This is a genomic window from Corynebacterium sp. c8Ua_99, from assembly GCF_039907185.1.
Classification (GTDB): Bacteria; Actinomycetota; Actinomycetes; order Mycobacteriales; family Mycobacteriaceae; genus Corynebacterium; species Corynebacterium jeikeium_D.
Genome location: NZ_JASBOG010000006.1, coordinates 1 through 12792, shown reverse-complemented (window position 1 = coordinate 12792; position 12792 = coordinate 1). Strand labels below are relative to the sequence as shown.

Genomic DNA, 12792 nt, shown 5'->3' with positions numbered 1-12792 from the left:
CCAAGCGCGAATCTGCGCGGGACTTGAAGCGAGCTCGGTGCGGACCAGGAAAGGAGAGGACATCCCCAGTGAAAAACGGCGAGAGCGATAACAAGCGGCACCAGATGGCCGATTTGGAAGCCATCGCACGGAGTCTGCAGAACGACCCTGGCACTGCTGTCAATGTCCCAGTGGTCGTGACTTCCGGTGTCATTGTTGCGTTTATCGTGCTGTCTTTTGCCTACGCGTGGCCACTGTGGATTTCCCTCGGACTCATTGTTCTGCTGGGAGCCGTGATGGTCGTGTCCTACACCCGTAGGCCACCCGTAGCCCCGCTCGAGTTGACCCAGGGGGAGCGTGAGCGTGTTCGCCGTGTTCTCTCTGAACACGGCATTCGCCCAGCGATCACGTTGGTGCGCGCACTGTACCCCGAGGAATCGCCAGCCGCTGCGGCGCGCACCGTCAAATTGCTATCCGATCGAATGCTTGTGGAGCAGGGGGACGAGGGGCGTCGGGGCTAGCTTTTGGCAGTCGGTTTCCTGCAAAAGCCCGTGGTGTTGTCGAAACGGGTACGTCGTCGACTCTCAACTGCGGGCCTCGCGCTAGACTTATTGGCTATGAGTGAAAGCAAGGGTCCTGAGGCAACTAATCCTGCACCGAGTGCTCGTAAGCAGCGCGTTCTGTCCGGCATTCAGCCGACCGCAGATTCCTACCACCTGGGCAACTACCTGGGTGCATTGAAGAACTGGATTAATCTGCAGGATGACTTCGACGCTTACTACTTCATTCCAGACCTGCACGCCATCACTGTCGAGCAGAATCCGAAGGAGCTGCGTCAGCGCACTATCGCAGGTGCCGCACAGCTGATTGCACTCGGTATTGATCCGGAGAAGTCGGTGCTCTTCGTGCAGTCGCATGTGCCCGAGCACGCGGAGCTCGGATGGGTGTTGACCTGCTTGACTGGCTTTGGTGAAGCCAGCCGTATGACGCAGTTCAAGGACAAGTCCTCTCGTCAGGGCGCGGAACATACCTCCGCTGGTTTGTTCGCGTACCCCATGTTGATGGCTGCCGACATCTTGCTCTACCGCCCACAGCTGGTGCCGGTGGGGGAGGATCAGCGCCAGCACCTCGAACTGACGCGTAACCTGGCGCAGCGCTTCAACTCCCGCTACAAGAAGACCTTCGTGGTGCCGGATCCACACATCATGGAAGGCTCCGCGAAAATTTACGACTTGCAGGATCCGACCTCGAAGATGAGCAAGTCGGGTGCAAATCCGAAGGGCATTATTAACCTCTTGGACGACCCGAAGGTCTCCGCCAAGCGCATTCGCTCGGCCGTTACCGACAATGACGGAGAGATCCGCTTCGACCGTGAGAACAAGCCGGGCGTTTCCAACCTGCTGGTCATTCAGTCGGCGTTGACCGACAAGCCTGTCGACGAGCTCGTTGCCGGCTACGAAGGCGCTGGCTACGGCCAGCTGAAGGCTGATACCGCAGATGCGCTGGAGGCATTCACCACGCCACTGCGTGCACGCTATGAGGAGCTCATGGCCGATCGTGGTGAGTTGGAACGGATCCTGGCCGAAGGCGCTGACCGTGCCCGTGAAGTTGCCGCCAAGACACTTGCAGATGTGTACGAGCGAGTCGGGTTCCTGAAGGCCGCCAACCGTTAATTCAGCTGTAGACTCTGCGCTTCAGTCTCCGTACCGAAAGCTGGCACGTTAAGGTAGGGGACATGGCAACCTCTACTCAAAAAGATCCGAAGAGAACGGACCGCTATGGCATCGAGCGTGTACACGCCGATGAACCGAGCGCAATCGACCGCCTCCGCGAAAAGTGGGCGTGGTTCGATCACGTTATGCGGATGCAGGAGCGCTACTCCGAGCAGGGCGGTAACTTTTTTGCCGCCGCTGTCACGTACTTCTCCGTGCTGTCGATTTTCCCCCTAATCATGACGGCATTTGCCATCCTCGCGCTTGTGCTGCGTGGCAATGAGCAGCTGCTTGAGCAAATCCAGTCCGCTATCACCGACTCCATCGATGGGTCGATGGGCGACACCATCAACGCAATTATCGAAGGCGCGATCGATCAGGCAGGTGGCGTCTTCACCGTCGGTTTCATTGCCACCCTGTGGTCGGGTCTTGGTTGGATGGGCAACCTCTCCAACGCAGTGACACAGCTGTGGAAGCGCCCGCTGGGCGCTAGCAACTTCGTGGTGGGAAAGGTTCGCGACCTGCTGCGTCTGCTGGGCATGCTGGTTATGATCCTGCTGACCTTCGCTGTCACCGCAGCCGGCTCTTCCGGACTGACCCAGTCCCTGCTGGACAAGATTGGTCTGGCTCATGTCCCGGGAATCACAATTATTGCGGGATTGATTGCCATCGCCATTGGTCTCGTTGCCAACTGGCTGCTGTTCTTCTGGATGCTCGCTTTCCTGCCGCGCGGGGGCGCCCCGTTCCGCTCTGCGGCAAAGGGTGCGATTATCGGTGCGATTGGCCTTGAGGTTGTCAAGCAGCTCGGTAGCGTTTTCTTCTCCAACGCCCTGTCGAACCCGGCCGGTGCAGTTTTCGGTCCGGTCATCGGTTTGATGGTCGTTTTCTACCTCATCTGGCGCATCACTATGTACGCCACCGCCTGGACGGCGACGACCGAAGAAGCGCTTGCCGACGAGGAGCTGGATGCACCTGCTCCTGCTGTCATTAACGTCCGTGCGGAAGCGGCCAACCCGTCCGGATTGAACCGCCTGCTCGGTTCGAAATAATTAGCCGCGATCGCGTCTGCCGAAGCGGTAGGTGACCATCGCAATCAATGCGATGACACCTACGATGGCAGCGCTGACAGTAATTTTTAGCCCGGTTCCTGTTGACTCGTTGTCCAGGATATCGGGCAATTTTTCTACCAACGTATTCTCAGTCGCTTCCGCTTCGAGGACACCGACAGAGCTGTCCTGCGGGGCCGCGAAGCCGGCGTCGAGAAGCGATGCTGCCTGCTCCCAGGGGCGCGGTGAATCCTCCACAGTGGCGTCGAGGATGATGACGCCGAGACGACGGCCGTCGCGCTCAGCCACCCCAGCGAAGGTGTGACGGGCATCGTCGGTAAAACCGGTTTTGCCTCCAAGCGCGCCGGGATAGTCCTGGGCAATCAGCTGATTGTCGTTGGCGATTTCGAAGTCATCGACCTCGAGAGCTTTGTCTCCGGGGATGGTGGCCAGGCGGGTGGCCGAGAGTTTGCGATAGGTCTCATTGTTGAATGCGTGCTGGAAGAACAGTGACATGTCGTATGCCGACGTCATCTGGCCCGGGGCATCGAGACCAGTCGGGTTGACCACTCGCGTATCCGTCGCCCCCAATTTCTTTGCCAGGGCGTTGACCTTTTCGGTGGTCTTATCCATGCCACCAAGTTCGCGGGCCAACGCGTGGCCGGTGTCGTTGCCGGAGTTGAGCAACAGGCCAGTCAGGAGCGTTTCTACCGAGTAGTTCACGTCCTCGACGATGCCGACACGAGAGCCCTCCATGTTCGCGTCCTCGAATGTCGCTTTAACCGAGGTGTCGAGTTTCAAATCCTCGAGCGCCTCCATCGCCAGCAACACCTTAATAATCGATGCCGGACGGTAGCGGCCGTGCGGGTCCTTCGCCGCAAGGACATCGCCGGATTTCAAATCGAACACCGTCCATGCAGAGGCGGAGAGGTCTTTCGGGACGTCAAACCCCTCACCGCTGACAATGCCGCAGGCGGACATTTTGCTACCTCCAGTCGGTTTTTGGGGAACCGGAAGTGGAGGGGGAGATGTTTCGCCGGGAGCCGGAACCTCCGAGGAGTCCACTGGTGCTGGTGGGAGGGTCTTGTAGGGGCAGCCCTCCGTGTCACGGATGTCAGGTGCGGGGCCGACAATCGGAGTGTCGTCGGTAAGCGAGGTGCTCTGCGCCATGGCTGCGGGGGCAGTGCTCGGCAGAAGCAAAGCGCTGGTGGCTAGCAGCGTAACGGCAGACGAGTAGCGGCGAGAGGGAAACATGATGAAATAAGGGTAGTAAAACGTCACTCGGAATGACGTATTTCTCGTGTGTGGATGGGGGAAAACGGGGGAGGGAAAGCCTTTGTGCAAAGCAGAAATACGATTCCGCGGCAGTGAAGTAGAAGCGGAGGGCGCAGTACCGATAGTCTGGCCATTATGACTAATTCTTTGCACAGTGATGCTCAGTCTCTGGACACACAGTCTTCGGCATCGAATCTCGATGAGATGCGCAAGGTTGTCGCCAGCCTGCCCAAGGTACTGCTTCACGATCACCTTGATGGCGGCCTGCGCCCGCAGACCGTTATCGACCTGGCCGCGGACTGCGGTTACACCGATCAGCTGCCCACCACCGACGTGGATGAACTGGAGAAGTGGTTCATTGACACCGGCAACTCTGGCTCGTTGCCGAGCTACCTGACTGCCTTCGCGCACACCTGCGCCGTCATGCAGACCGCTGAGTCGCTGACGCGCGTGGCGCGTGAGGCCGTCGAGGATTTGGCTGCCGACAACGTTGTCTACGCTGAGCTGCGCCTCGCTCCGGAAAACCATCTGGAAAAGGGCCTGGATATGCAGGCTGTTATCGACGCTCTGGTCGAAGGCCTGGCGCAGGGTGAAGCCCATGCCGCCGCTGAGGGAAAGCACATCACCGCACGTCTGTTGGTCTGTGCGATGCGCCAGAATAACAATTCCAAGGAAGTCGCACAGCTGGTCATCGACAACTACGGGAAGAACTCCGACGGGTACGTTGTCGGTTTTGACATCGCTGGACCGGAAAACGGCTTCCCGCCGGCTAACCACGCCGAAGCATTCACTATGCTGCGGGAGAACCTCATTCCGGTCACCATTCACGCAGGTGAAGACGCCGGTGTGGATTCGTTGCAGGACGCTGTCGTGCAAGGTGCTCGCCGCCTGGGGCACGGTGTGCGCATCTACGAGGACTTCGGTGCTTCCCTCGAGGGCATCGAATGTCAGGAGGTTGCCTCCGCTATTCGTGACCGCCAGATTCCGCTGGAAATCTGCCCGACCTCCAACGTTCAGACGGGTGTCTGTGACAGCGTTGCGGATCACCCGTTCTCGCTTCTCGACGATATGAGTTTCGCCTGCACCGTCAACACGGATAACCGTCTGATTGGTGCGACTTCCATGACCAGGGAGTGCATGGAGCTGGTGGAGAACTTCGGCTACGGCTACAGCGAGCTGTTCGAACTGACCTCGAATGCGCTAAACAATGCATTCGTGGATCTGCCGACCCGCGAACACATCATGGACACCATTATTTACCCCGCTTACCTGCAGCTTATCGACAACAGCGACGAGGACATCGAAACTGATGTCAACGGTGCGGGTTTCGGTGCCGAAGACGAGCTGAACCTGACGCTGGACTAGCCAGCGCCGGCCAGCTTTGCTGGGTGGGAGCTAGATCTTGGTCGTAAACCGAGCGGCCAAGTCCTTCTCCAGCTGCCTCCAGCCCTTGGCCTCATCGTCGTAAGGCGGAACTGGCTCGGACAGCTCTCCGGTGTCCAGCAGGAAGTTCAGCAGCCACTGCAGCTGCTGATTGCCCGCCAGTACCTCGTTCACGGCATCGTCACCAGCCCAGTCAGCGGCATCTGCGAGTAGCTCGTACGCGCGGGCGAGCTGGGCGGTGTCCACGGCGTTCGGGCCCTTTTCAATATCCTCGGCCAGACCGGTAAACGAGTACTCATTGTCCTCGTGCACCACGGCCTCTAGCTCACCTGCGTTGGCTGCAGTGATGATTTCATCCCACGTCGTCAGCGCCGACATGTCGTGATGCTTGTTCTCCAGCAGCCAACGTACCATCGTGCGTGGCTGCGAGAACGTGTGAATCTCACCGGCGCTGCCCAGGAATAGCGGGCGACGCCCCATGTAACAACGCAAGGTGTAGAGCGTGCGGCCAGCGATGGAGATCTTGATCGGGTCGATGCCAGCGTTGGCCCACACCGTCTGATCGTACGGATCGCCGGCGGTCTCCTCTGCGGCCTTCTTTTCCTCTTCGCGCTTCTTCTCCGCTGCTTCACGACGCTCACGCTCCGCGGCCTCTGCTTCCTTTAGTGCGACTGCAGCAGTGGTTTCAGACTCTTCATCGATGTTCGGAGTATTTGCGCCGATGGCGTCGATAGCGTCAATGCAATTGTCCCAGTTGGTCAAGATGACACTGCCGATAGCTGACCACTGAGCGGCGCCACCGCCCTGGAAGTGATCAGCACCATTTTGTGTGGCAGCCAGGACAGAGTGAGAGGCGAACATCTGGTTGATCGGATTGAGATCCGCGATCGCACCAATCGAGCGAGTGATGGCAAGAATGCGGTCTGCGCGCGAAACATGGTCGTAGTCGGCCCGGCCAGCCAAAATTTCTGGCAGCCCAATCAGGTCATAGCGGTGGCGTGGCGCCGCGATGGCAGCTCCCGGTAGCTGCTGGTTGAAGTTGCGCCAGCTGGGGTGCTGCGTGAAGTCGTGAGGAGCATCCGACTGTAGGAAAGCCAGGAGCTTTGCCGCCGATGAGAACAAATAGATGTCATCACCGCGGCCGAGCAGAGCCTGCCACTCGGAGCCACCCTCACGCCAGCTTGGAGCCCACAACGTGTAAAAGGTGCCCGAGGTCAGCTCGAGTTCGATAGGAACGATGCCTTTCCTGGCCATAGTTTTCGTCGCAGCCCTTCTGCTTGTCGGTGATTATTAAAACTCAAAAATTGTCATACCTGCAGCGCCCCCACGGGTGGCAAGTTTGCGTATTCCTATCTTAGAAGTTTTACGACGCAGATACCCACCGCACTATCCGGTCGGACGGTAGAACCCCTTAAACGGCATGCCGATGTTGGTCGTACGCACGGGGTTTACCTGCACCGGATCGCCCGCTTCGACCATCTTTCCGTCACCGATAACCATGGCGACATGGCCGTCCCACACTGCAAGATCGCCAGGTAGCAGTTCATCCTGGCTCACCTGTCTGCCGACGGCCTGTGCTTCTGCCGTGCGGGGAATATCAACACCAGCTTGCCCGTAGGCCCAGTGCGTTAAGCCTGAACAATCGAGCGCCTGCCCCGGAGTATTTCCGCCCCAACCATAGGGCGTTCCGACGGCACTGAGTGCAGCCTTCACCGCAGCTTGGGCCTCTGGTGTGGGCGCGCCAGCTCCAGCATCCGCAGGTACCGGCGCGCTGCCCGAATCGGACGACGCCTCCGAACCATCTGCAGCGTCGGTAGCGCTAGCCGAACCTGGGGTGTTCGTAGACGTAGAAGCGAGGGCGGCTTGAGTGATACCTGGGGCCTCCAACTGTGCCGAGTGAGGTGGGGTAGGGGTGTCCACCGCGGTACTCGCTTGCTGTATCAGCGACTGCACCAGAGGTCGCAGTTCTTGCTCGAGTTTCATGAGCCGCGCAATGGCCTGGGAGATCGCGGAACTGGCCGCTGAGGCTAGGCTGGCGCCGGTCGCGGCGAGACCAGCGGGCCCCGCAGCCGTCGCAGTCAACGAGCCCATGGCGGAAGTGACAAAATCCATGGCAATCCGGGCCAAATCAGTGGCCGCTGACATTACTGCGGCCAGCCCCTTGGCAATGTCACTGTCAATGGTTCCGGCGCGAGTTTCCAAGTCGGCTGCCGCATTTGCAGCCCGTTTGAGACTTGTTCCCGCGGCCCCTGCTCCGGAACCAGCACCATCGCCCCAGTTGCGGTCAACGGAATCTGCCACTGAGCGCCAGGCGGTACTCGCGGCGGGTATTGCGGCCCCAGCAAGTCCTGCCAGTGCGGGTGCGATGGCAGGACTTAGCTGTTGTGCAATCGCGGTGGGGACCTCCGTAAGTAGATTGGTGGGAAGCATCACGCACCGCCCATTCCGCGAGTTGCAACGGCTCCCATTTTCGGTGAGATGGACTGCAGCGCATATGCGCCGGCATCTTCAGCAGTGGACACCGCAGAGACAAGAGCGTTCAGTGCACGAGCAGCGCTGGTGCCGTACTCATTCAGCTCAGCTACATGCTCGTGTTGGTGCTGTAGAGCAGTGGCTGCAGCGTGACAGAAGGGCCCAGCAAACGGGACGTCGCCAAGCGAGAGCAGTGCGCTGATGCCCAAGTCAGCGCCGCTGACCTGCTGCGACAACGCGTCAAGGCGCGTGGCATCGGCAGAAATCAGCTCTGGCACCAGCGTAAAGACTGAGTCATTCCCGCTAGTGGTCGGAGAGAGAAAAGATTGGCTGTGGGAACTGTGTGGTGATGGACGGGACAATGTTGACGGCCTCTCTAGGAAATTCGCGTGTGGTTCAACACTCAGTGCTGTGGCAGAACGGCTAGCGGGGTTCGGACGGCGACTGAGTGGCAAGTGGTTTGGTAGTAGGCGGACTTGTGCAAATAGGGCGCAGTAAATAGCCCTCGTATTGTTAGGCGCGAAAAAGGCCGATTCGGTTCCATATTTTTTGGGGAACGCGTTTTCAGAAATTTGCTTTTGCCGGCACCAGAGCAGCAAAAGCAAAGCAATGTATTTTGGAAGGCATGGAGATTACCGTTGTCAACCATCCCTTGGCACAGTCACGTTTGACCATTCTGCGCGACGCGCGCACTGATAACGCGGGCTTCCGTGCGGCACTCGCCGATCTGGGCGCAATGCTGATTTACGAGGCAAGCCGGGAGCTGCCCGTCGATAACTTCGATGTTCAGACCCCAATCACTACCGCGCCGGGTTACCGTCTGCAGGATCCGCCGATTATTGTTCCCGTCATTCGTGCGGGTCTTGGCATGATTGATCCGTCGCTGTCGATGATTCCGGATGCGCAGGTGGGCTTTATTGGCTTGGCTCGTAATGAGGAAACCCATGAGCCGGTGCCGTACCTCGAGGCGCTACCGGAGGATCTGTCCGGGCGCACTGTCTTCCTGGTCGACCCAATGCTGGCAACCGGCGGTTCACTGCTGCATGCCCTGAAGCTGTTGGTGGATCGCGGCGCGGACAACATCACGGCCGTGTGCATCATTTCCGCACAGCAGGGTGTCGACGCCTTGAAGGAATCCGGTTTCCCGGTGCGTCTTGTCACCACAGTGGTGGACCCGGATCTTAACGAGGATGCCTACATCGTGCCGGGGTTGGGAGATGCGGGCGACCGCCTCTACGGTCCCCGCAACATTGATCTTTAAATTGATCTCTTAGGCAGTTCCCCAGGCTTCTGCCGCGTACTTCTTGACGACCTCGTTGTCCTTGGTCACAAGAACTCCGTCGGGGGACATCTGGTACTTGTACGAGCCGTTTTGTGCAACAACGCGGTCGCCCTCATCGACGATGATGTCCATCGATCCGGAACCCTGTGGTGTATCCGAGCGGTAGTACTTCTCGCCGGAGCGCGTCTCACAAGCAGCAGCCTTAATTCCCTGTTCAGTGGCGATAACAGCAAAGGCGCGGTCACCGTTGTCGCAGCGTGCGGAGCTGCCCACGAAGCCCAGGCCGTCTAGGTCGGAGCGGCCAGTGCCGAAGTCCTGCCCCTCCGGAGCTGATGTCGGCTCTGAGCTCGTCGTCGTGGATGGCGAAGACGTGGTGCTCGGCGTCGACGACGAGGACGATGTCGAAGTGCTCGGCGTGCTTGACGACGTCTCGGAGGACTTCGACGTAGTTGTGGTCGTGGTGGTCGTCTTGCTCGTAGAAGTCGAACTCGTCGAGGACGGCGGTGTCGAACTGGGCGACGTCGGCTGCGAGGAGGAGGGGACCTCCGGACGCTGGGGCTCATCACTATTGTTCAGCGACAGGCCGATGGCGATGCCGATGACGACCACGAGTGCGGTGGCCACGATGATGATGGGGATGCTGAGAGACTTAGGTGTGCCATTGCCGGACATGCCTATTATCATCGCAGACTTCCTCAAAATGTGAAACATCTGATAATTGAAGAGGCCAAAGTTAAAGAAGTGACTCCTGGTCATGCGTACGTCTGGCGCTGACATTCAAGCGCTTGCCGGCCACTGCTGTCGCTGGCGCAGTCGTCGGTAGGCCTCTTGTTACGGCCTGTCGATGGAGCGCTTACACTGGAGAGTTGTGATTGAGGAGTTTATTAAGCACTGGTGGGCCGAGCACGCGAACGAGATTCTCGAGTGGCGGCGGCATCTTCATGCGCACCCAGAGCTATCTCACATGGAGCACGCCACCACGGCTTTTGTGGAGGAGAAGCTGCGTGCTGCAGGGCTGAAACCAGTGCTGTTTCCCAACACCGGCCTGATGGTCGACATTGGTGAAGACGAACTCGCCGGTAGCGAAGCCGGAGGTGAACTCCCGGGACGTCTCGCTTTCCGCGGTGATATCGACGCGCTTCCAATTACAGAGAGCACGGGGCTGGAGTTTGCCAGCACCAATGACGGCGTCATGCATGCCTGCGGGCATGATTTCCACACCGCGATCACGCTCGCGACGGCACTGGCTATGGCTGAGTACCACGAAAAGCACACGTTGCCGACGCCGCTGCGTTTCATTTTCCAACCCGCCGAGGAGGTCATGGTTGGCGGTGCACCCGAGGTTATCGCTGCCGGTGCGCTCAATGGCGTTGAGCGTATTTTTGCCGTCCATTGTGAGCCGAAGCTGCGCGTAGGTCACGTCGGCGTTCGAACAGGTGCCATCACCTCTGCGGCCGACACGCTGGAGATTCAGGTGCATGGCCCGGGCGGGCATACCTCCCGTCCGCAGATGACAGCCGATGTTGTCTATGCACTGGGCAAATTGATTGTCGATTTGCCCGGATTACTGTCGCGACGCGTCGACCCGCGCACCGGCACCGTGCTCACGTTCGGTTCCGTGCACTCCGGGTATGCGCACAACGCGATTCCGTCGGAAGGCAGCGTCAGCGGCACCCTGCGCACCGCGGACATCAAGACCTGGCGCGACATCGATCCACTGGTCCGCGAACTCATTGAACAAGTCCTCGCTCCGACCGGCGCCGAGTGCACCATCAATTACGAGCGTGGCGTGCCGCCTGTGCTTAACGACGAATACTGCACCGCCCTGATTGCGGAAGCAGTGCGACGAGTGGACGAGAATGCTGTCATTCAGGCCCCACAGTCGTCCGGTGGCGAGGATTTCGGTTGGTATCTCGAGCACGTCCCGGGCGCGATGGCCCGCTTGGGCTGCTGGTCCGGTCGCGGAGACAAGCACGATTTGCACCGAGATGACCTAATCGTGGACGAGCGTTGCCTGGGCGTTGGTGTGAAACTCTTCGCTGGCATTGTTGCTCGCTACGAGGACGGCGCGCAGTCAACCATGACTGTCCGTTAGACTATGGGGGCAAAGCGGGGAAAATGCCTCCCGCGGTAATTACATTGTGATATCCACGGCAACTTTGGAGGATTTGTGGCACAGAGGATCGTAATCATTGGCGGCGGCCCAGCCGGCTACGAAGCAGCGCTGGTTGGTGCCAAGTACGGTGCTGAAGTCACTGTGGTTGAGGATGCCGGGATGGGCGGTTCTTCCGTCCTGTGGGATTGCGTTCCCTCTAAGGCCTTCATCGCGGCGACGGGCGTTCGTACCGATATGCGCCGTGCGGACGAGATGGGTCTGCGTCCGGACTTCTCCCAGCGCAAAATCGACTTCACTGCGGTCAACGAGCGCGTTAAGCGCCTGGCACAGCAGCAGTCCGACGATGTTCGCGCGCAGATGGAGCGTGAGGGCATCAAGATGCTGCAGGGCCGTGGTCGTCTCGATGACCACGACCCGGGCCGTGTAACTCACTACGTCACCGTTGACTTGCTCGAGGGCGGCGAGGTCACTCTTGAAGCCGACCTGGTGCTGGTCTGCACCGGTGCGTCCCCACGTATTCTGCCGGGTGCAATTCCTGATGGTGACCGTATTTTGACCTGGCGTCAGGTTTACGAACTGGAGGAGCTGCCGGAGCACCTCATTGTGGTCGGTTCTGGTGTTACCGGTGCTGAGTTCGTATCCTCGTTCACCGAGTTGGGTGTGAAGGTCACCATGGTCGCTTCGCGTGACCGTATCCTGCCGCACGAGGATGCTGACGCTGCAGATGCCCTGGAGGAGGTCCTGCTGGAGCGCGGTGTGGACGTTGTGAAGAACGCCCGCTGTGATCTTGTCGAACGCACTGAGGACGGCGGCGTTCGCGTCGTCACTTCCGACGGCCGTGAGGTCTTCGGCTCCCACGCGTTGATGACCGTCGGATCGATTCCGAACACTGCGGATATGGGTCTGGACGCAAGTGGTGTGAAAATGACCCCGTCTGGCCACATTCACGTTGACCGTGTTTCCCGCACCAACGTGCCGGGTATCTACGCTGCCGGTGACTGCACCGACTTGTTCCCGCTGGCTTCCGTTGCAGCTATGCAAGGTCGTATTGCGATGTACCACGCCCTCGGTGAAGGTGTTTCGCCAATTCGCCTGCGCACCGTTTCCTCGGCAGTGTTCACCCGCCCGGAGATTGCGACTGTTGGTGTCTCCCAGGCTCAGATTGAGTCCGGTGAGGTCTCCGCTCGTGTTGAGGTTTTCCCGCTGGCAGGTAACCCGCGTGCGAAGATGCGCTCGCTGCGCCACGGCTTCGTCAAGCTGTTCTGCCGTAAGAATTCCGGCATGATTATCGGTGGTGTGGTGGTCGCTCCGACCGCCTCGGAGCTGATTCTGCCAATTGCTGTGTGTGTCTCCAACCAGCTCACCGTCGATGACCTGGCAAGCTCCTTCTCTGTCTACCCGTCGCTGTCTGGCTCGATTACTGAGGCTGCTCGTCAGCTGATGGCACACGACGATCTGGACTAATGCTGGTATCGCGACTGGCAACATGACCGGCCGCACTCGTAATTAAAACAAGCCGAGCCCCGA

The 12792-nt window shown here is 59.4% G+C and carries 12 protein-coding genes; 7 read left to right on the top strand and 5 right to left on the bottom strand.

Features of this window, described 5'->3' with window-relative positions; genetic code table 11:
- Window positions 1–68 precede the first annotated feature (68 nt).
- From QKE19_RS04815 to QKE19_RS04805, 3 genes are all read left to right on the top strand, one after another.
- On the top strand, window positions 69–500 hold the full coding sequence (locus QKE19_RS04815; RefSeq protein ID WP_016422144.1) for a hypothetical protein: 432 nt from the start codon (window positions 69–71) through the stop codon (window positions 498–500).
- Window positions 501–596: 96 nt separating this feature from the next.
- Window positions 597–1652, top strand: a complete 1056-nt coding sequence (gene trpS / locus QKE19_RS04810; protein WP_049171954.1) for a tryptophan--tRNA ligase — start codon at window positions 597–599, stop codon at window positions 1650–1652.
- Window positions 1653–1714: 62 nt separating this feature from the next.
- Window positions 1715–2740 (top strand): YhjD/YihY/BrkB family envelope integrity protein, encoded by a 1026-nt coding sequence (locus tag QKE19_RS04805; RefSeq protein ID WP_016422146.1) that lies wholly within the window; start codon window positions 1715–1717, stop codon window positions 2738–2740.
- On the opposite strand, the gene QKE19_RS04800 is transcribed toward QKE19_RS04805, so the two are convergent.
- A complete protein-coding gene (locus QKE19_RS04800) occupies window positions 2741–3991 on the bottom strand; it encodes a D-alanyl-D-alanine carboxypeptidase family protein (protein WP_347890493.1) in 1251 nt (416 codons plus the stop codon).
- A gap of 156 nt (window positions 3992–4147) precedes the next feature.
- Between QKE19_RS04800 and QKE19_RS04795 the strand changes: the two genes are divergently transcribed.
- Window positions 4148–5377 (top strand): adenosine deaminase, encoded by a 1230-nt coding sequence (locus QKE19_RS04795; protein WP_038627790.1) that lies wholly within the window; start codon window positions 4148–4150, stop codon window positions 5375–5377.
- 30 nt (window positions 5378–5407) lie between these two features.
- On the opposite strand, the gene QKE19_RS04790 is transcribed toward QKE19_RS04795, so the two are convergent.
- The 3 genes from QKE19_RS04790 to QKE19_RS04780 all read right to left on the bottom strand — a co-directional run bounded on the left by QKE19_RS04790 (window position 5408) and on the right by QKE19_RS04780 (window position 8145).
- Window positions 5408–6649: a hypothetical protein gene (locus QKE19_RS04790; protein WP_038627792.1), complete on the bottom strand. Its 1242-nt coding sequence runs from the start codon at window positions 6647–6649 to the stop codon at window positions 5408–5410.
- Between the two features lie 132 nt (window positions 6650–6781).
- Window positions 6782–7696, bottom strand: coding sequence for a C40 family peptidase (locus QKE19_RS04785; protein WP_224783752.1), 915 nt, complete (start codon window positions 7694–7696; stop codon window positions 6782–6784).
- A 128-nt stretch (window positions 7697–7824) separates the two neighbouring features.
- A complete protein-coding gene (locus tag QKE19_RS04780; protein ID WP_016422151.1) occupies window positions 7825–8145 on the bottom strand; it encodes a hypothetical protein in 321 nt (106 codons plus the stop codon).
- A gap of 347 nt (window positions 8146–8492) precedes the next feature.
- Here QKE19_RS04780 and upp point away from each other — a divergent pair, with 347 nt between their 5' ends.
- Window positions 8493–9128, top strand: a complete 636-nt coding sequence (gene upp, locus QKE19_RS04775) for a uracil phosphoribosyltransferase (RefSeq protein ID WP_016422152.1) — start codon at window positions 8493–8495, stop codon at window positions 9126–9128.
- 9 nt (window positions 9129–9137) lie between these two features.
- Here the strand turns inward: upp and QKE19_RS04770 are convergent, their stop codons facing one another.
- Window positions 9138–9821 carry a hypothetical protein gene (locus QKE19_RS04770; RefSeq protein ID WP_347890492.1) on the bottom strand — a complete coding sequence of 228 codons (684 nt, stop codon included), beginning with the start codon at window positions 9819–9821 and terminating at the stop codon, window positions 9138–9140.
- Window positions 9822–10017: 196 nt separating this feature from the next.
- On the opposite strand from QKE19_RS04770, the gene QKE19_RS04765 reads away from it, so the two are divergent.
- Window positions 10018–11244, top strand: coding sequence for a M20 family metallopeptidase (locus tag QKE19_RS04765; RefSeq protein ID WP_016422154.1), 1227 nt, complete (start codon window positions 10018–10020; stop codon window positions 11242–11244).
- 75 nt (window positions 11245–11319) lie between these two features.
- Window positions 11320–12729, top strand: coding sequence for an NAD(P)H-quinone dehydrogenase (locus QKE19_RS04760; RefSeq protein WP_038627803.1), 1410 nt, complete (start codon window positions 11320–11322; stop codon window positions 12727–12729).
- Window positions 12730–12792: the final 63 nt, after the last annotated feature.